At 62.0% G+C, this 19,454-nt stretch carries 16 protein-coding genes, 2 rRNA genes and 1 riboswitch (1 of these 19 only partly in view); of the genes, 10 read left to right on the plus strand and 8 right to left on the minus strand.

The window, feature by feature from the left end; translation table 11 throughout:
* Positions 1–14: 14 nt before the first annotated feature.
* Together MOQ67_RS21830 and MOQ67_RS21835 are read left to right on the plus strand one after the other, a co-directional pair.
* The gene (locus MOQ67_RS21830; protein WP_017847715.1) at positions 15–1,061 is read left to right on the plus strand and encodes an HlyD family secretion protein; all 1,047 of its coding nucleotides are present in this window, start codon (positions 15–17) and stop codon (positions 1,059–1,061) included.
* A gap of 49 nt (positions 1,062–1,110) precedes the next feature.
* Entirely contained in the window at positions 1,111–2,601 is a 1,491-nt protein-coding gene (locus MOQ67_RS21835; RefSeq protein ID WP_185833598.1) for an MDR family MFS transporter, read from the plus strand.
* 372 nt (positions 2,602–2,973) lie between these two features.
* Here the strand turns inward: MOQ67_RS21835 and uvrB are convergent, their stop codons facing one another.
* Positions 2,974–4,989: an excinuclease ABC subunit UvrB gene (gene uvrB, locus MOQ67_RS21840; protein ID WP_017847718.1), complete on the minus strand. Its 2,016-nt coding sequence runs from the start codon at positions 4,987–4,989 to the stop codon at positions 2,974–2,976.
* Between the two features lie 345 nt (positions 4,990–5,334).
* Here uvrB and MOQ67_RS21845 point away from each other — a divergent pair, with 345 nt between their 5' ends.
* Together MOQ67_RS21845 and MOQ67_RS21850 are read left to right on the plus strand one after the other, a co-directional pair.
* Complete coding sequence (locus tag MOQ67_RS21845; protein ID WP_017847719.1) at positions 5,335–6,531, plus strand: amino acid aminotransferase; 1,197 nt, start codon at positions 5,335–5,337, stop codon at positions 6,529–6,531.
* A 111-nt stretch (positions 6,532–6,642) separates the two neighbouring features.
* Positions 6,643–6,852 carry a hypothetical protein gene (locus MOQ67_RS21850; RefSeq protein WP_198717841.1) on the plus strand — a complete coding sequence of 70 codons (210 nt, stop codon included), beginning with the start codon at positions 6,643–6,645 and terminating at the stop codon, positions 6,850–6,852.
* Between the two features lie 45 nt (positions 6,853–6,897).
* Here MOQ67_RS21850 and ptrR read toward each other — a convergent pair whose 3' ends face one another.
* A complete protein-coding gene (gene ptrR / locus MOQ67_RS21855; RefSeq protein ID WP_046382626.1) occupies positions 6,898–7,770 on the minus strand; it encodes a putrescine utilization regulator PtrR in 873 nt (290 codons plus the stop codon).
* A gap of 103 nt (positions 7,771–7,873) precedes the next feature.
* On the opposite strand from ptrR, the gene MOQ67_RS21860 reads away from it, so the two are divergent.
* On the plus strand, positions 7,874–9,265 hold the full coding sequence (locus MOQ67_RS21860) for an aldehyde dehydrogenase family protein (protein ID WP_198717842.1): 1,392 nt from the start codon (positions 7,874–7,876) through the stop codon (positions 9,263–9,265).
* Between the two features lie 55 nt (positions 9,266–9,320).
* Here the strand turns inward: MOQ67_RS21860 and MOQ67_RS21865 are convergent, their stop codons facing one another.
* A complete protein-coding gene (locus MOQ67_RS21865) occupies positions 9,321–9,626 on the minus strand; it encodes a protealysin inhibitor emfourin (protein ID WP_017847723.1) in 306 nt (101 codons plus the stop codon).
* A gap of 28 nt (positions 9,627–9,654) precedes the next feature.
* Positions 9,655–10,716 carry a M4 family metallopeptidase gene (locus MOQ67_RS21870; RefSeq protein WP_046487116.1) on the minus strand — a complete coding sequence of 354 codons (1,062 nt, stop codon included), beginning with the start codon at positions 10,714–10,716 and terminating at the stop codon, positions 9,655–9,657.
* Positions 10,717–10,850: 134 nt separating this feature from the next.
* Here MOQ67_RS21870 and MOQ67_RS21875 point away from each other — a divergent pair, with 134 nt between their 5' ends.
* The 4 genes from MOQ67_RS21875 (at position 10,851) to MOQ67_RS21890 (ending at position 14,900) form a co-directional block, all read left to right on the plus strand.
* The gene (locus tag MOQ67_RS21875; RefSeq protein ID WP_046487114.1) at positions 10,851–11,780 is read left to right on the plus strand and encodes a DNA/RNA non-specific endonuclease; all 930 of its coding nucleotides are present in this window, start codon (positions 10,851–10,853) and stop codon (positions 11,778–11,780) included.
* 35 nt (positions 11,781–11,815) lie between these two features.
* Positions 11,816–12,010, plus strand: a riboswitch (cobalamin riboswitch).
* Positions 12,011–12,124: 114 nt separating this feature from the next.
* Complete coding sequence (locus MOQ67_RS21880) at positions 12,125–13,135, plus strand: ABC transporter substrate-binding protein (protein ID WP_046382623.1); 1,011 nt, start codon at positions 12,125–12,127, stop codon at positions 13,133–13,135.
* Entirely contained in the window at positions 13,132–14,136 is a 1,005-nt protein-coding gene (locus tag MOQ67_RS21885) for a FecCD family ABC transporter permease (protein WP_046487110.1), read from the plus strand. Before MOQ67_RS21880 ends, MOQ67_RS21885 begins: the two co-directional genes overlap by 4 nt.
* A complete protein-coding gene (locus tag MOQ67_RS21890; protein WP_017847728.1) occupies positions 14,133–14,900 on the plus strand; it encodes an ABC transporter ATP-binding protein in 768 nt (255 codons plus the stop codon). Before MOQ67_RS21885 ends, MOQ67_RS21890 begins: the two co-directional genes overlap by 4 nt.
* A 93-nt stretch (positions 14,901–14,993) precedes the next feature.
* Here MOQ67_RS21890 and MOQ67_RS21895 read toward each other — a convergent pair whose 3' ends face one another.
* Entirely contained in the window at positions 14,994–15,554 is a 561-nt protein-coding gene (locus MOQ67_RS21895; protein WP_046487107.1) for a nucleotidyltransferase family protein, read from the minus strand.
* A gap of 154 nt (positions 15,555–15,708) precedes the next feature.
* Between MOQ67_RS21895 and chrA the strand changes: the two genes are divergently transcribed.
* On the plus strand, positions 15,709–16,917 hold the full coding sequence (gene chrA / locus MOQ67_RS21900) for a chromate efflux transporter (RefSeq protein WP_198717843.1): 1,209 nt from the start codon (positions 15,709–15,711) through the stop codon (positions 16,915–16,917).
* 54 nt (positions 16,918–16,971) lie between these two features.
* On the opposite strand, the gene MOQ67_RS21905 is transcribed toward chrA, so the two are convergent.
* The 3 genes from MOQ67_RS21905 to MOQ67_RS21915 all read right to left on the minus strand — a co-directional run.
* The gene (locus tag MOQ67_RS21905) at positions 16,972–17,205 is read right to left on the minus strand and encodes a hypothetical protein (protein WP_017847731.1); all 234 of its coding nucleotides are present in this window, start codon (positions 17,203–17,205) and stop codon (positions 16,972–16,974) included.
* 218 nt (positions 17,206–17,423) lie between these two features.
* Positions 17,424–17,539 (minus strand): 5S ribosomal RNA (gene rrf, locus MOQ67_RS21910).
* A 156-nt stretch (positions 17,540–17,695) separates the two neighbouring features.
* Positions 17,696–19,454, minus strand: a 23S ribosomal RNA gene (locus MOQ67_RS21915) (it continues 1,133 nt past the right edge of the window).

The raw sequence follows: 19,454 nt of genomic DNA on the forward strand, positions 1-19,454 counted from the left end.
CAGACTCCGCGCCCATGCCTGCCCCACTGAAACGCCGCCTGCTTATCTTCGTATTGATCGTGAGCCTGATCGCCCTGGGTTTCTTCGCCCATTGGTTCTTCAGGGGCCGCTTCTACGAAAGCACCGACAACGCCTACGTGCAGGGTGAGATTACCCGTGTCTCCAGCCAGCTCGGCGCGCGGATTGTCGAGGTGCTGGTGGGCGACAACGAGCACGTGCAACAAGGCCAGTTGCTGGTGAGGCTTGAAGACGACGACTTCCACCTCGCCGTGGACCGCGCCAACGCCGCCCTCGCCATGCGCGAAGCCGAGCGCACCCAGGCGCAGAGCAAGTTGACCCAGCAAGCCAGCCTGATCGCCGCCGGCGAAGCCAAAGTCGCGTCCAGCCAGGCCAGCCTGGGTCGTTCGCAGATCGACCTGTCCCGCGCCCAAACCCTGCGCAAACCCGGCTACGTCTCGGAAGAACGGGTGACCACCCTCTCCGCCGACAACCATATCGCCCGTTCCCAAGTGGCCATGGCCCAGGCCGACCTGCAGGGGCAGCGCCAGCAGGTCAACGCGCTGAATGCCGAGATCAAGCGCCTCGACGCGCTGATCGCCAACGCCAGAACCGACCTGGCCCAGGCCGAGCTGAACCTGACCCGCAGCGAAATCCACGCGCCCATCAGCGGCCTGGTCGGCCAACGCGCCGCGCGCAACGGCCAATACGTACAGGCCGGTGCCTACCTGCTGTCGATCGTCCCCGACCAGGACATCTGGATTCAGGCCAACTTCAAGGAAACCCAGATCGGCCACATGCAGCCTGGGCAAAAGGCCGAGCTGACGTTCGATGCTTACGGCGATACGCCGATCGAGGCGAGGGTCGACAGCCTGTTCGCGGCCTCCGGGGCGCAGTTCAGCCTGTTGCCGCCGGACAATGCCACCGGCAACTTCACCAAAGTCGTACAACGGATTCCGGTGAAACTTACGTTTGCTGCGGATAACCCGCTGAAGGGCAAGATCCGCCCCGGCATGTCCGTCACCGTCAAAGTGAACATCAAAGATCAGCCTGATGGCCGGTGATCAACTGCTGCGCCCGGTCGGCGAACCGACCCGGCGCGACTGGATCGCGGTGATGAGCGTGATGCTCGGCGCCTTCATGGCGGTGCTCGACATCCAGATCACCAACTCGTCCCTCAAGGACATCCAGGGCGCACTGTCGGCCACCCTGGAAGAAGGCTCGTGGATTTCCACCTCCTACCTTGTGGCCGAAATCATCATGATCCCCCTCACCGCCTGGCTGGTGCAGTTGCTCTCGGCACGGCGCCTGGCGGTATGGGTGTCGGTGGGGTTCCTGATCGCCTCGCTGATGTGCTCCATGGCCTGGAGCCTGGAAAGCATGATCGTGTTCCGCGCCCTGCAGGGTTTTACCGGCGGCGCGCTGATCCCGCTGGCGTTTACCCTGACCCTGATCAAGCTGCCCGAGCACCACCGCGCCAAAGGCATGGCGATGTTTGCCATGACCGCCACCTTCGCGCCGTCCATCGGCCCGACCATCGGCGGCTGGCTCACGGAAAACTGGGGCTGGGAATACATCTTCTACATCAACGTGCCGCCCGGGCTGCTGATGATCGCCGGGCTGCTCTACGGCCTGGAAAAAAAGGCGCCCCACTGGGAGCTGCTCAAAAGCACCGACTACACCGGCATCGTCAGCCTCGCCATCGGCTTGGGCTGTTTGCAGGTGTTTCTGGAAGAAGGCCACCGCAAAGACTGGCTCGAGTCGAACCTGATCGTCAGCCTGGGCAGCATCGCCCTGCTGAGCCTGATCACCTTCGTGATCGTGCAGCTGTCCAAACCCAACCCGCTGATCAACCTTGGCATCCTGGCCAATCGCAACTTCGGCCTGTCGAGTATTTCCAGCCTGGGGATGGGCGTCGGGTTGTATGGCTCGATCTATCTGTTGCCGTTGTACCTGGCGCAGATCCAGAACTACAACGCGCTGCAGATCGGCGAAGTGATCATGTGGATGGGCATTCCGCAGTTGTTCCTGATCCCGCTGGTGCCCAAGCTGATGAAATACGTGTCGCCCAAATGGCTGTGCGCCGTAGGCTTCGGGCTGTTCGGCCTGGCGAGTTTCTCCTCGGGGGTGCTCAACCCGGACTTTGCCGGCAGCCAGTTCAACCAGATCCAGATCATCCGCGCCCTCGGGCAGCCGTTGATCATGGTAACCATCTCGCTGATCGCCACGGCCTACATCCTGCCGCAGGACGCCGGGTCGGCTTCCAGCCTGTTCAACATCCTGCGCAACCTCGGCGGCGCCATCGGCATCGCGCTGCTGGCGACCTTGCTGGATGCGCGCACCAAGACCTATTTCGATTATTTACGCGAAGCGATCGTGCCGACCAACCCGCAGGTGGCGGAGCGGCTGGCGACGCTGACGGAACAGTTCGGCAACCCGACGGCGGCGCTGGGTAAACTCAGTGAGATTACGCACCAGCAGGCGCAGATCATGGCCTACAACGATGCGTTTCACTGCGTGGGATTCGCGTTAGGCGTAAGCATGCTCGCGATCTTGTTGACCAAGGCGTTGCCGGCGGGGCTTAAGGCTGGGGGGAGCCATTGAGACCGTGTCGCGCCTATCGGGAGCAAGCTCCCTCCCACATTTGACGGCATTTCAAGCTTGGGCATGCTGGTGATTTTGTTGAGCACGGCGTTGCCGGCGGGGCTTGAGGCTGGGGGGAGTCATTGAGGCCGTGTCGCGCCTATCGGGAGCAAGCTCCCTCCCACATTTGACGGCATTTCAAGCTTGGGCATGCTGGTGATTTTGTTGAGCACGGCGTTGCCGGCGGGGCTTGAGGCTGGGGGGAGTCATTGAGGCCGTGTCGCACCTATCGGGAGCAAGCTCCCTCCCACACTTGATCGGGTTCCAACGTTGAAATGCGGTCAAATGTGGGAGGGGGCTTGCCCCCGATGAGGCCAGTACCGCCACCACCGATCAAACCGCCAACAGGCGCTCACGCAACTTGCCGATTTCATCGCGGGTTTGCGCCGCCGCTTCGAACTCCAGATCCCGCGCCAGTTGGTACATTTTCTCTTCCAACTGGCGGATACGCTTGGCGATCTCGCTCGGCGAGCGCAGTTCGTTTTCGTACTTGGCGCTTTCCTCGGCGGCCTTGGCCATGCCTTTGCGCTTCTTGCTGCGCGAGCCAGGCACGGTGGCGCCTTCCATGATATCGGCGACGTCCTTGAACACGCCTTTGGGCGTGATGCCGTTCGCCAGGTTGAAGGCGATCTGTTTGTCGCGACGGCGCTCGGTCTCGCCAATCGCCCGCTCCATGGAGCCGGTGATGCGGTCGGCGTAGAGAATCGCCCGGCCATTGAGGTTACGCGCCGCACGGCCGATGGTCTGGATCAGCGAACGCTCGGAGCGCAGGAAGCCCTCCTTGTCCGCGTCCAGAATCGCCACCAGCGACACTTCCGGCATGTCCAGGCCTTCGCGCAGCAGGTTGATCCCCACCAGCACATCGAAGGTGCCCAGGCGCAGGTCGCGGATGATCTCCACGCGCTCCACGGTGTCGATGTCCGAGTGCAGGTAGCGCACGCGCACGCCGTGGTCGGCCAGGTAGTCGGTCAAGTCTTCGGACATGCGCTTGGTCAGCGTGGTGACCAGCACCCGCTCTTCCAGGGCCACGCGCTTGCTGATTTCCGAGAGCAGGTCGTCGACCTGGGTCAACGCCGGGCGGATTTCGATCTGCGGGTCGACCAGGCCGGTCGGGCGCACCAGTTGCTCGATCACGCGCCCCGCGTGCTCAGCCTCGTAATTGCCGGGCGTCGCCGAGACGAAGATGGTCTGCGGGCTGATGCGTTCCCATTCGTCGAAGCGCATCGGCCGGTTGTCCAGCGCCGACGGCAGGCGGAAGCCGTATTCCACCAGGGTTTCCTTGCGCGAACGGTCGCCCTTATACATCGCGCCGACTTGCGGCACGCTGACGTGGGATTCGTCGATCACCAACAGCGCGTCGTCCGGCAGGTAGTCGTAGAGCGTCGGCGGCGGCGCTCCGGATTCACGGCCCGAGAGGTAGCGCGAGTAGTTTTCGATGCCGTTGCAGTAACCCAGTTCCAGGATCATCTCCAGGTCGAAACGGGTGCGTTGTTCCAGGCGCTGGGCTTCCACCAGCTTGTTGTTGGCGCGCAAGTATTCCAGGCGCTCGGCCAGCTCGACCTTGATGCCCTCAACGGCGCCCATCAGGGTTTCGCGCGGCGTGACGTAGTGGCTTTTGGGGTAGAAGGTGAAACGCGGCAGTTTGCGGATCACTTCGCCGGTCAACGGGTCGAACGCCGACAGGCTCTCGACTTCATCGTCGAACAGCTCGATGCGGATCGCCTCCAGGTCGGACTCCGCCGGGTAGATGTCGATCACATCGCCGCGCACGCGGAAGGTGGCACGGGCGAAGTCCATGTCGTTGCGCGTGTATTGCAAGCTCGTCAGCCGACGCAGCAGTTCGCGCTGGTCGAGTTTGTCGCCACGGTCGACGTGCAGCACCATCTTCAGATAGGTTTCCGGGCTGCCGAGGCCGTAGATGCACGACACCGTGGTGACGATGATCGCGTCCTTGCGCTCCAGCAGCGCCTTGGTCGCCGACAGACGCATCTGCTCGATGTGGTCGTTGATCGATGCGTCCTTCTCGATAAAGGTATCGGAGGACGGCACATAGGCTTCGGGCTGGTAGTAGTCGTAGTAGGAAACGAAGTACTCCACCGCGTTGTTCGGGAAGAACGCCTTGAACTCGCCATACAACTGCGCGGCCAGGGTTTTGTTCGGTGCCAGTACCAGGGTCGGACGGTTGATCTGCGCGATCACGTTGGCGATGCTGAACGTCTTGCCCGAACCGGTCACCCCGAGCAGCGTCTGGTGCGACAGGCCCGCTTCGATGCCTTCGACCATCTGGCGAATCGCTTCGGGTTGATCGCCGGCGGGTTCAAAGCGGGTGACGAGCTGGAAATCCGACATAACGTACCTCTTTCAAGTCACCCCCGGCTGCACTCCACCAAGGACGAAAAAAGCTCAGCGACCCGCGAATTTTCATCGCAGGTTGCAGGAAAAAACCATGATAGCTGTAGAAGTGGTGACGAATGTGCCGGGTTTCAAGGCAATCGTCCGACCTGCCGTCTACGCTCAAGGTTGGATTAAGACTAACGGTCGGTAAATAAACCGAAAAACTTGGCCGAAAAGCCGTTTCGGTTGTCGCCCTTGACCGTGATGGCCTCTATACTAGCTCCCCGTTTGTGCACCGCTCTAGTGCATTCGGCTGGAGCGCGACACGTCCCTCCTTTCCCCCAAAGAGCTGCCGCAAAAATGAGCCTGTTCTCCGCTGTCGAAATGGCACCACGCGATCCAATCCTGGGCCTCAACGAAGCATTCAACGCCGATACACGAACCACCAAGGTCAACCTTGGCGTGGGCGTTTACTGCAACGAGGAGGGGAAGATTCCACTCTTGCGTGCCGTTGCCGAAGCGGAAGCCATTCGCGTGGCGCAACACGCTGCCCGTGGCTACCTGCCGATCGACGGGATCGTGGCCTACGACCAGGCTGTGCAAAAGCTGCTGTTTGGCGCTGACTCGCCGCTGCTGAGCGCTGGCCGCGTGATCACCGCACAAGCGGTCGGCGGCACCGGCGCGCTGAAGATCGGTGCAGACTTCCTCAAGCAACTGCTGCCCAATGCCGTGGTTGCCATCAGCGACCCAAGCTGGGAAAACCACCAGGCGCTGTTCGAAAAAGCCGGCTTCCCGGTGCAGACCTACCGCTACTACGACGCCGCCACCCACGACGTGAACCGTGCCGGCCTGCTCGCCGACCTCAACGCCCTGCCGCCGCAATCGATCGTGGTGCTGCACGCCTGCTGCCATAACCCGACCGGCGTCGACCTGAGCCCGGCCGACTGGCAACAAGTGCTCGACGTGGTCAAGGCGAAAAACCTGGTGCCGTTCCTCGACATGGCCTATCAGGGTTTTGGTGATGGCATTTACGAAGACGCCGCCGCGGTGCGCCTGTTCGCGGAATCGGGCCTGACGTTCTTTGTATCGAGCTCGTTCTCCAAGTCGTTCTCCCTGTACGGCGAACGCGTGGGCGCGCTGTCGATCGTCAGCGAATCCAAGGAAGAAAGCGCGCGCATCCTGTCCCAGGTCAAGCGCGTGATCCGCACCAACTACTCCAACCCGCCGACCCACGGCGCGGCGGTCGTGGCCGCAGTGCTGAACAACCCTGAGCTGCGCGCCCAGTGGGAAGCCGAGCTGGCGGAGATGCGCCTGCGCATCCGTGGCATGCGCGAGCAGATGGTCGCCGAACTGGCCAAGGCTGCGCCGGGCCACGACTTCAGCTTCGTCGGTCGCCAGCGTGGGATGTTCTCCTACTCCGGCCTCACCGTTGAGCAAGTCACCCGTCTGCGCACCGAGTTTGGCATCTACGCGCTGGACACCGGGCGTATCTGTGTGGCCGCGTTGAACCAGTCGAACATTGGTGCGGTAACGAAGGCGATTGTTCAGGTTCTATAAACCTGGCGGCGCTGAACGAAGGGAAGCTACGGCTTCCCTTTTTAATGCCTGTCAGAAAACGCCCTGCTCCCCTAGACTGAACCCCGACTGCCCCTTTGCTGTGAGAGCCCTATGAGAAACGACGACCTGGACCTGCGTGCCGACCGCGACGAACTGGACCACTTCACCCCGCGCGCGCCGCAAGCCAAGCGCCAGAAAAGCCTGGTCTTGCAAGTGGCCATCGGCGTATTCCTCGGCGGGTTGGCCCTGTGGCTGGTGCAATTGGGTGCGACAGCGATAATGGCCAAATTGGCGATGGGTACCCTGCAATTCGGCGGCTGATGATGATTGAAAGGTGGAAGGGGCAAGCCCCCTCCCACAGTGGTTTTATGGGGTTGCCAGGACGCGTTCCTCCAGTAACCTTACGAAGCTGTTCAGGCTCTGCGACACCGTGCCGCGGCGCCAGATCAACCAAGTGTGCAAGACGCGGAAACTGTCCGTCAGCGGCCACACACTCACCGTGGTAAACCCCGGCATGCTTTCCAACATGCTGCGCGGCATCAGCGCCAGGCCGGCCCCGGCGCTGACGCAGGCAAGCATGCCGTGGTAAGACTCCATCTCGAAAATCCGCCCCGGCACCGCGCCGTCCTGTGCGAACCAGCGCTCGAAGTGGTGGCGGTACGAACAGTTGGAGCGAAAGGTATAGATGCTTTCCCCGTTCACATCCTGCCCGCGGGTGATCGGCGCGTGATGCAGCGGTGCAATCACCACCATCTCCTCCTCGAACACCGCCAGGCCCTCCAGGGTGGCATGCAACACCGGCCCATCGACGAATGCCGCCGCCAGACGCCCCGACAACACGCCTTCGATCATCGTGCCCGAGGGCCCGGTACTCAGGTCCAGCTCGACCTTGGCGTGCTTCTGGTTATATGCCGCCAGCAGTGCGGGAATACGCACCGCTGCGGTGCTTTCCAACGAACCGAGGGCAAACGCGCCCTGGGGCTCCTCCCCCGCCACCGTCGCACGGGCTTCTTGTACCAGGTCGAGAATACGCCGCGCATAGCCGAGGAAATTCCACCCGGCCGGGGACAGACGCAGGCGGCTCTTCTCGCGGATAAACAGCGCAACGCCAAGATCCTGCTCCAGTTGCTTGATGCGCGTGGTCAGGTTGGACGGCACCCGATGAATCAACTGCGCGGCGGCACTGATGCTGCCTTGCTCGGCAACGGCCTTGAAGATTTCCAGCTGCACCAGGTCCAAATCATTCTCCAATCGTGAACGTATTGCTTAATATTATTCACTTTCCGGAAAAGATATAGCCCCTTACGCTGATTCCAATCCAAACCTTCAGCAGGACGGTGCCATGAACGCTATCGCTCACCAGACCCACGCCCTCTCGATCAACCCCGCCACCGGCGAAACGGTCGGCAGTTACCCGTATGAAAACGAGAGCCAGCTGGACGCCACCCTCAACCGCGCGACCGCCGCTTTCCGCAGCTGGCGCCGCCAGCCGCTCAGCCAGCGCGCAGAGCGGTTGCAGGCCCTGGCCGGCGCGCTGCGTGAGCAAGCCGAAGCAATGGCGCAGATGATCACCCTGGAAATGGGCAAACCCATCATCCAGGCCCGCGCCGAAATCGAGAAATGTGCGCAACTCAGCGAATGGTACGCCGCCCACGGTCCAGCCATGCTCGCCGCGGAACCGACGCTGGTGGACAACGGCAGCGCGCACATCGAATACCGCCCGCTGGGCCCGATCCTCGCGGTGATGCCGTGGAACTTCCCGGTCTGGCAAGTCCTGCGCGGCGCCGTGCCGACGCTGCTCGCCGGCAACACTTACGTGCTCAAACACGCACCGAACGTGATGGGCAGCGCCTACCTGATGAAAGCGGCGTTCCACAAAGCCGGCTTTGCCGAAGGCCTGTTCGAAGTGCTCAACGTGACCCAGGACGGCGTTTCCAAAGCCATCGCCGACCCACGCATCGCCGCCGTCACCCTCACCGGCAGCGTGCGCGCCGGTATGGCCATCGGCGCCCAGGCCGGTGCCGCGCTGAAGAAATGCGTGCTCGAACTGGGCGGCTGCGACCCGTTCATCGTGCTCAACGACGCCGACCTCGACGCTGCCGTCCAGGCCGCGGTGATCGGCCGTTTCCAGAACAGCGGCCAAGTCTGCGCCGCAGCCAAGCGCCTGATCATCGAAGCCGGCGTGGTGGACGCCTTCACCGCCAAGTTCGTCGAAGCCAGCCGCCAACTGGTGATGGGCGACCCGACCTCGACCCACACCTACGTCGGCCCGATGGCCCGCTTCGACCTGCGCGACGAACTGCACGGCCAGGTCCAGGCGACCCTGGCAGAAGGCGCGACCCTGCTGCTGGGCGGCGACAAAGTGCCCGGCGCCGGCAACTACTACGCACCGACCGTACTGGCCGACGTCACCGACCAGATGACCTCGTTCAAACAAGAGCTGTTCGGCCCCGTCGCCTCCATCATCAGCGCCCGCGACGCCGATCACGCCGTGGCCCTGGCCAACGACAGCGAGTTCGGCCTGACCGCGAGCATCTTCACCCGCGACTCGGCGAAAGCGCGCGAGATCGCCGACCAGCTGGAAACCGGCGGGATCTTCGTCAACGCCTTCAGCGTGTCCGACCCTCGGGTGGCGTTTGGTGGCGTGAAGAAAAGCGGCTTTGGGCGAGAGTTGTCGCACTTTGGCGTGCGGGAATTCTGCAATGCGCAGACGGTGTGGCTGGATCGCAAATAATCCACCGCAACCCCTGCGGCAAGGGAGCATGATCCCGCGGGGCTGCGCAGCAGGCTCAGCAGCGGATATGCCGGCGCACGCACTGCACCAGCCCGTCCAGCGCCTCTGACTTCACAGGCGCGAGCACACACACCGTGTGCTCGCGCTCACCTTCGGTCACGGTCAGGGTGTAATGCACCTGGCCTGGATTACCGGGTTCCGGCGCGGTGCTTTGCGGCAACTGAAAGAAGTGTGAAGCCTCGATCAGTTGCCGCAACTCTTGCTGGTCCGCCTCGGGCAGCGTCTCCAGTTCCACGGTGTTCGGTCGGGCCAGGCCCGGGAAAAACGCGGGCCCCCCAATTTCCTTGATCGAAATTTGCATGGCTGTTCCTCACCGCCCAGGCGGGTTGTCAGACGTTAATGCCCACTGCTTTCCAGCCTTCCTTCACCGCCTTGTGCTCGGCCTTGCCAGCACCGTACAGCCGACCGGCAATGTCGTAGGTGATGCGCGCGAAACGCAGAAACCCCGCGTTCGGCCGCAACCGCGCATCGCGTAACGCGTCATACCAGATACGCCCTGCGCGCTCCCAGGCAAACCCGCCGATCTTCGTGGCTACCTGATAGAACGCATGGTTGGGAATACCGGAATTGATATGCACCCCGCCGTTGTCCTCATAGGTCTGCACAAAATCGTCCATATGCCCCGGCTGAGGGTCCTTGCCCAGCAGCTTGTCATCGAACGCGGTGCCCGGCGCTTTCATCGAGCGCAACGCAGTGCCTTTGATTTTCTTGGTAAACAACCCTTTGCCGATCAACCAATCCGCATCTTGCGCCGTTTGCTGCAGCGCGTACTGCTTGATCAGTGAGCCGAACACGTCGGACAGCGACTCGTTCAACGCACCGGATTGATTGAAATACATCAGCTTGGCCTCATCTTCGGTCACACCGTGGGCCAACTCATGGCCAATGACATCAAGGGCTATCGTGAACCGGTTGAATAGCTGCTGATCGCCATTACCAAACACCATCTGGCTCGAGTTCCAGAATGCATTGTTGTAGTTCTGGCCAAAATGAACGGTCGCGTCCAGCGCCATACCGGCGTCGTCTATGGAGTTGCGGTCGAAGACCTGATCGAAAAAATCGAATGTGGCGCCCAACCCATCGTAGGCCTCGTCCACCGCCACATCACCACTGACGGGTTGCCCTTCGCCACGGATCAACTTGCCCGGCAGGCTATCGGCGCCCTCGGCGCTGTAGATCGAACGCCGTTTTTCGGCGCCCATGGGCAGGGCCATGTGGGCGGCCCCTTTGGCGGGTACGGCAACCATGCGCAACGAACGGAACGTGCTGTCTTTGGCGCGTGTGCGTAACGCGACTTCCCGTTGCGCTTTATCGCCGTTGCGGGCGATCTGGTCGAGCATGTATGGCGGGATCAGGCAGAAAATCGGGTTGCGATGCTGGCGAACACACATTGGCTGGCTCCATTTTGGCGTGGGGTGAACGTCCGGGTAACCGTTCAAGAATAGTCCTGCCGTGGCGGCTTGGGCCAAATTGTCATGAAGCTATGCTGCAGTAGTGTTAATCCGAGGACTGCGAGGAACTTACAATGCCCCCACGCGCCACCAAAATCGACCTTTCGCACCGCCCCCGGCTCGCCGATCTGCGCCCGTTGATCGCGGCCGGCCCGAGTCTCATGGAGGCCAGGGCGGTGACTGCGCGTGTCACTGCGGCCAAGGACCTGCAGGACCGGCGCGGCTACGCTGAAGCGTTTCTCGACCGCTTCGTGGTGCCATGGCCCACGGTGGATGAAGCCCTGCTGGCTGACGTACAGCCGCTGCGCCTGGACTACACGCATTTCTCAGTGACCATGTCGCGCTCGAGGCGACTGGCACTCTACGTGGGCGCCAATATCGATGGCGCACAGCATGTGGATATCATCCGCAGCAACGACGCCTGGGCCTACGACGGCCGCCTGCCCATCAGCGCACAGGTGGGTGATGCGCTCTACACCGACAATGGCCTGGACCGCGGTCATCTGGTGCGCCGACAGGACCCCAACTGGGGTGACGCGGCCAACACCGCCAATACCGACACCTTCCACTTCACCAACTGCTCACCGCAGATGAGCGGCTTCAACCAGAAGACCTGGCTGGAACTCGAGGACTACATTCTCGATAACACACAACGCTGGAAAGCCCGGGCCACGGTGTTTACCGGCCCGGTGTTGGCGGACGACGACCGCGTCTACCGGGGCGTTAAAATCCCCAAAGCGTTCTGGAAAGTGGTCGCCTACCTCAGCGACGACGGCAAGCCCTGCGCCAGCGCCTACATGATCGACCAAAACCGCGAGCTGGGTCAGCTCGACCTCATGTTCGGCCAGCTCAGAACCTACCAGCGCAGCGTGATTCAGATCGAACGCTTGACCGGTATCCGCTTCGCCAACCTGGCCGACTACGATGGTTTCAGCAATGAAGAGCGCGCCACGGGGACGCGAATTGAAGCGCTGATCCAGGGCCCTGAAGATATTCGTCTGTAACCGGACGACCTAAGGCTATATCGCCCCGCCGTGATCGACTACCATACCGCGCCGGTTCCCAAACGGGACTAATAGGGAATCCGAAGCGCGGTACACCGCGCCAATCGGAACTGCCCCCGCAACTGTAGATGCCGAGCCCGCTCCCCCACTGCCACTGGACCCCGTCCGGGAAGGCTGGAGCGTGGCGACGACGCATCAGTCAGGAGACCTGCCGGCCCAGTAAAATCACTAACCGGCGGGGTGTCCGGGAAGGACATCCTTGCCTGCCTCACCCGCAGCGGTCGAGGGCGTGTTTCCGAACCGTACACCCCCTGTTCCAGGTACGGCTCCAAGGAGATTGCCCAATGCTGCCACGCGTTACCGCCCTGCTCACCGGCCTGGGCCTGTGTGCCCTGGCCCAAGCGGCCCCCACTCAGTACCCGCTGACAGTGGAGAACTGCGGCAGCAGCCTGACCTTCGCGCAAGCGCCCGCCCGCGCCGTGACCATCGGCCAGGCTGCCACCGAAATGCTCTATGCCCTCGGCGTGGGCGATAAAGTGGTCGGCACGTCGCTGTGGTTCAACAACGTGCTGCCACAGTTCAAGGCGCTGAACGACGGCATCGAACGCCTGGCCAATAACGAACCGAGCTTCGAGTCGGTGATCGCCAAGCGCCCGCAACTGGTGGCGGCCGAGCTGGAATGGGTGGTCGGCCCGCAAGGCGTGGTGGGCACCCGCGAGCAGTTTCATGAGTTGAAGATCCCCACCTACCTGCTGCCCTCCGACTGCGAAGCCAAGAACAACCGGGTGGGCGCCGACGGCACGCGGCTGGAGCCGTTCCGCATCGACACGATCTACAAGGGCATCCGCCAGTTGGCGGAGATTTTCGACGTGCAGGATCGCGGCCAGCAACTCAACGATGAACTCAAGGCGCGCCTGGCCAAGTCCGTCGCCACCGTGCAAGGCAAGGGGCTCAAGCAGGCCAGCGCGCTGGTGTGGTTTTCCAGCGCCGAGATGGCCAGCGATCCCTATGTGGCCGGTCACAAGGGTGTCCCCGAATTCATGCTGCAAACGCTCGGCCTGCGCAACGTGGTGCAGTCCGATGAGGAATGGCCCGCCGTCGGCTGGGAAACCATCGCCAAGGCCAACCCCACCGTGCTGGTGATCGCCCGCATGGACCGTCGCCGCTACCCGGCCGACGATCATGCACAGAAGCTCGCCTTCCTGCGCAGCGACCCGGTGACGCGCAACATGGACGCGGTGAAACACAACCGCATCATCATCCTCGACGCCATGGCCCTGCAGGCCAGCGTGCGGACCTTCGAGGGTCTTGAACAACTGGCCGCGGCCATCGACGGCTACGACCTGCCGAAATGATACGAACCCTACTCGCCCTGGCATTGCTACTGATCGCCGTGCTCGCCGGCGTGGCCATCGGCGAAACCGCCATCGCGCCGCAGGTGGTGTTGCAGGTACTCGCCAACAAACTGTGGGCGGCCGGCTACGTGCTGGACCCGATCGATGAAGGCGTGGTGTGGAACTACCGCCTGACCCGCGCCCTGGTCGCCGCCGCATGCGGGGCCGGGCTGGCCACCTGCGGGGTGATTTTGCAGTCGTTGTTGCGCAACCCCCTGGCCGATCCTTACCTGCTGGGCATCAGCGCCGGCGCGTCGACCGGCGCAGTCCTGGTGGTGCTGATGGGCGTCGGCGGCGGCTTGGTTTCGCTGTCGGTCGGTGCGTTCGGCGGGGCGATGGCGGCGTTTGCGCTGGTGGTATTGCTCGCACGGGCCAGCGGTTCGTCCAGCGGCACCGGGCAGATCATCCTCGCAGGCATTGCCGGCTCGCAGCTGTTCAATGCGCTCACCGCGTTCCTGATCACCAAGTCGGCCAGCTCCGAACAGGCACGCGGCATTCTGTTCTGGCTGCTGGGCAACCTCAGCGGCGTGCGTTGGCCGTCGGTGTGGCTGGCGGTGCCGGTGGCGGTCGCCGGGTTGACGGTGTGCCTGTGGCATCGTCGGGCGCTGGATGCGTTCACCTTCGGCCGCGACTCGGCGGCCTCCCTCGGCATCCCGGTACGCCGCGTGCAATGGGTGCTGGTGGGCTGCGCGGCATTGGTCACGGCGGTGATGGTGTCGATTGTCGGCTCCATTGGTTTTGTCGGGCTGGTGATTCCCCATGCCGCGCGCCTGCTGCTCGGCACCGGGCACTCGCGCCTGTTGCCGGCCAGCGCATTGGGTGGCGCGCTGTTTCTGATCGCGGCGGATGTGCTGTCGCGCACCTTGATCAAGGGCCAGGTGATTCCGGTCGGCGTGGTCACTGCGCTGGTCGGCGCGCCGGTGTTTGCACTGATTCTGATCGGCCGGAGAAACCCTCGATGAGTGCGCCGGTATTGAGCTGCAGCGGGCTGGGCTTCAAGGTGCGGGAAGCCGAGTTGCTGCGGGATATCCACCTGGAGGTGACGCTCGGCGAAACCCTCGGGATCGTCGGCCCGAACGGCTCGGGTAAATCCACCTTGCTCAAACTGTTGGCCGGGTTGCGTACCCCCGCTCATGGCGAAGTACGCCTGGGTGGCGAGCGCCTGGGCGAGCTGCCCCGCCGCACCGTCGCACAACGCCTGGCCGTGGTGGAACAACAGGCCGACACCGACGACGCCATTCGGGTGTTCGACGCTGTCGCATTGGGCCGCACCCCGTGGCTGTCAGCGCTGAGCCCGTGGTCCGAGGCAGACGACCGCATCGTGCGCCAGGCGCTACACGACGTGGACGCCATGCACTTGAGCAACCGCGCCTGGCGCAGCCTCTCCGGCGGTGAGCGCCAACGCGTACACATCGCCCGCGCCCTGGCGCAACGGCCACAGATTCTGGTGTTGGATGAGCCGACCAACCACCTGGATATCCAGCATCAACTGTCGATTCTCAAGGGCGTGCAGGCGTTACCCGTGACGACCTTGATCGCCCTGCACGACCTCAACCAGGCACTGACCTGTGATCGCCTGGCCGTGCTGGACCGCGGGCGTTTGGTGGCGCTGGGCAAGCCGCAGGACGTGCTGACGCCGCAGCGGCTGCAGGACACCTTCGGAGTGCAGGCGCACTACCTGACGGACCCGTTTGACGGGGCGCAGATTCTGCGACTGCGCGCTTAACGGCAACACCGTTCAAATGTCGGCGCTGTCGAGCCCGGCGAGGCGGCGATGGGATCAGCGCGCAGCACCTGCCGAACTGCCGCGCGCGCTGGGCTAATCCTCGACAATCCTCAGCCAAGGCCACCGCGCCTGATAGCTGCGCGCCTTCTGCGCAAACAACTCCGGCTCAGGATTGATCGGGTTGATCCTGAGCAGGCCCTGCTCCATATCAGTCAAACCAAACGGCGCATACACCTCGCCCGTCGCCACATCCAGCCCGATGCACGTCCCGGCCACCAGGTAACGATCAATCCCGGCGCGCGCGGAGTGCAGCTGCGGATACGGTCGGCCAAACCGCTGGCCATACCAAAGGTGAACGCGCGCCTGATTCTTCACTTCAATTTCTACCTCCAAATCCTCGAACAGCCGCTGTGCAGCGCGAATGACTGCGTCTTCGGCCTCCCAGGAAAGGTCCGGGTCGAAGTAAAAAACGTCGTAGTCCTTCACTCCCTGGTCAGCAGGCAGATTCGACTGATGATTCCAAACAGCCTGGAACAGACAGCCCGCGGTCAGCATGCACTGGTTCACACCAAGGGCGGGCAGGCGCGCGGTGATCTCGGCGTTGATGGGGTTGGCCATGGCCAACTCGAGAAAGGTTTCGACGGTCAATGTCATGTTCAATCCTTTGTAGTGGGCACCTGTCTTGGGGAGCCAACAGTACAACAACGCAGGTTACGCTTTCACGTAACGGCCTCTTCTTCACGTCATCAAAATTCGCTAAGGTGCCTCGACACACCGCTCCCCTATTGCCCTCACCGAGACGCCGACCTTGGCCCATTCCCCGACTGATCGCCCCGCCAGCTCCTGGTCGGTGTTTCTGATTTTCCTGCGCTTGGGGCTCACCTCCTTCGGCGGCCCCGTCGCACACCTGGGTTACTTTCGCGACGAGTTCGTCACCCGGCGCCGCTGGCTGAGCGAGCGCAGTTATGGGGATTTGGTCGCGCTGTGCCAATTCCTGCCCGGTCCGGCCAGCAGCCAGGTAGGCATCGCGCTGGGCCTGTCGCGGGCCGGCTACGGTGGGGCGCTGGCGGCATGGCTAGGGTTTACGCTGCCGTCGGCCGTTGTGCTGATCCTGTTCGCCTTGGGCATTGCCCAACACAGCACGGCGCTCCCGCCGGGTGCGTTGCATGGCCTTAAGGTGGTGGCCGTCGCCGTGGTCGCCCAAGCCGTGTGGGGCATGGCGCGCAACCTGTGTAGCGACGCCGCGCGCATCAGCGTGATGCTGATCGCCGCGTGCGTGGCCCTGCTGCAAACCTCGGCGTGGGGCCAGGTCGCCGTGATCAGCGCGGCGGCGCTGGCGGGCCTGCTGCTGTTCAAGCCCACGCCACCGGCCGCGCACGATGCGTTACCCGTGACGCTCAGCCGCCGCGTGGGGGCGATGTTGTTGTCGCTGTTTGTGCTGGTGTTGGCCGGCCTGCCGATCCTGGCCCAACTGATCCCCAATCAGGGCCTGGCGATGATCGACGCGTTCTACCGCAGCGGCTCGCTGGTGTTCGGCGGCGGCCACGTGGTGCTGCCGCTGCTGCAGGCCGAAGTCGTGCCCACCGGCTGGGTGAGCAACGATGTCTTCCTCGCCGGCTATGGCGCCGCCCAGGCCATGCCCGGCCCCTTGTTCACCTTCGCCGCGTTCCTCGGCGCGTCGATGAGCCAGGCCCCGAGCGGCTGGCTCGGCGGCCTGCTCTGCCTGCTGGCCATCTTCGCCCCGTCGTTTTTACTGGTGCTGGGCGCACTGCCCTTCTGGGAAAGCCTGCGCCGCAGCCCGCGCACCCAGGCCGCCCTTGCGGGCGTGAACGCAGCGGTGGTGGGGCTGTTGCTGGCGGCGCTGTACCAGCCGGTATGGACCAGTGCGATCTTCAGCGCACGGGATTTCGGCCTGGCCCTGATCGGCTTGGTGGCGTTGATGGTGTGGAAGCTGCCACCGTGGCTGGTGGTTGTCGGAAGCGGCGCGCTCGGATGGTTATTGAGTCTTGCCCTGTAACGCGTCCACCGCGCCTTGCTGCTTGACCTGTCCGAAGACCTCGGCGGCTGACGACTAGCCCTTCAACTCACTCGCGCGATTGCTCGCCGCGTCGTCGTAAGCCACATACAACGACTCGGCGATTTGGCTCTTGATGGCTTTGGTGGACTCAAGGCCCAAGACAAAACCTTCGGCTTTGCCGCCGGCACGGTTGAGTTCTTCGTGGGTGGAGGCACCGGTGATGGCGTCGAGGAGTTTGGAGGCGTGAGGGCCGACACCTTTGGGAAGGGAGATTTGGTCGATGGTCATTGCGATGCCTTTATGAAAAATGGACGGTAGCGCGTGGACCACTGCCGGGCTGGCATGGTAGACCTGTTTGTCGAGAAAGGGGCTGCTTTCGGCCCAAAACCGGACATCGAGTGGACACTGCCAAGGAAGCAGTGAAGACCACCGCAATGAGGCGCCCTTTCCGACCGCCCAAAACAAAACCCCTGTCTGCGTAAGCAAACAGGGGTTCTGGAATTTAATCTTGACGATGACCTACTCTCACATGGGGAAACCCCAAACTACCATCGGCGATGCATCGTTTCACTGCTGAGTTCGGGATGGGATCAGGTGGTTCCAATGCTCTATGGTCGTCAAGAAATTCGGGTACTGAGTCGTGGCCAGCTGGCCTCGCTTCAGCAAATTGGGTATGTGATAGCTTTCGGTGTTTTGTAAGAGTCGAACTTTCGGTTCGTTTCGTCTTCACACACCGCAATCTGGTCTCTTTCGAGTTCGCAAATTGCTTGGGTGTTATATGGTCAAGCCTCACGGGCAATTAGTATTGGTTAGCTCAACGCCTCACAGCGCTTACACACCCAACCTATCAACGTCGTAGTCTTCGACGGCCCTTCAGGGGACTCAAGGTCCCAGTGAGATCTCATCTTGAGGCTAGTTTCCCGCTTAGATGCTTTCAGCGGTTATCTATTCCGAACATAGCTACCCGGCAATGCCACTGGCGTGACAACCGGAACACCAGAGGTTCGTCCACTCCGGTCCTCTCGTACTAGGAGCAGCCCCTCTCAAATCTCAAACGTCCACGGCAGATAGGGACCGAACTGTCTCACGACGTTCTAAACCCAGCTCGCGTACCACTTTAAATGGCGAACAGCCATACCCTTGGGACCGGCTTCAGCCCCAGGATGTGATGAGCCGACATCGAGGTGCCAAACACCGCCGTCGATATGAACTCTTGGGCGGTATCAGCCTGTTATCCCCGGAGTACCTTTTATCCGTTGAGCGATGGCCCTTCCATACAGAACCACCGGATCACTAAGACCTACTTTCGTACCTGCTCGACGTGTCTGTCTCGCAGTCAAGCGCGCTTTTGCCTTTATACTCTACGACCGATTTCCGACCGGTCTGAGCGCACCTTCGTACTCCTCCGTTACTCTTTAGGAGGAGACCGCCCCAGTCAAACTACCCACCATACACTGTCCTCGATCCGGATAACGGACCTGAGTTAGAACCTCAAAGTTGCCAGGGTGGTATTTCAAGGTTGGCTCCACGCGAACTGGCGTCCACGCTTCAAAGCCTCCCACCTATCCTACACAAGCAAATTCAAAGTCCAGTGCAAAGCTATAGTAAAGGTTCACGGGGTCTTTCCGTCTAGCCGCGGATACACTGCATCTTCACAGCGATTTCAATTTCACTGAGTCTCGGGTGGAGACAGCGCCGCCATCGTTACGCCATTCGTGCAGGTCGGAACTTACCCGACAAGGAATTTCGCTACCTTAGGACCGTTATAGTTACGGCCGCCGTTTACCGGGGCTTCGATCAAGAGCTTCGCGTTAGCTAACCCCATCAATTAACCTTCCGGCACCGGGCAGGCGTCACACCCTATACGTCCACTTTCGTGTTTGCAGAGTGCTGTGTTTTTAATAAACAGTCGCAGCGGCCTGGTATCTTCGACCGGCATGAGCTTACGGAGCAAGTCCTTCACCCTCACCGGCGCACCTTCTCCCGAAGTTACGGTGCCATTTTGCCTAGTTCCTTCACCCGAGTTCTCTCAAGCGCCTTGGTATTCTCTACCCAACCACCTGTGTCGGTTTGGGGTACGGTTCCTGGTTACCTGAAGCTTAGAAGCTTTTCTTGGAAGCATGGCATCAACCACTTCGTCATCTAAAAGATAACTCGTCATCAGCTCTCGGCCTTAGAATCCCGGATTTACCTAAGATTCCAGCCTACCACCTTAAACTTGGACAACCAACGCCAAGCTGGCCTAGCCTTCTCCGTCCCTCCATCGCAATAACCAGAAGTACAGGAATATTAACCTGTTTTCCATCGACTACGCTTTTCAGCCTCGCCTTAGGGACCGACTAACCCTGCGTCGATTAACGTTGCGCAGGAAACCTTGGTCTTTCGGCGTGGGTGTTTTTCACACCCATTATCGTTACTCATGTCAGCATTCGCACTTCTGATACCTCCAGCAAGCTTCTCAACTCACCTTCACAGGCTTACAGAACGCTCCTCTACCGCATCACTTACGTGATACCCGTAGCTTCGGTGTATGGTTT

It is taken from the genome of Pseudomonas sp. LY-1, assembly GCF_053502595.1.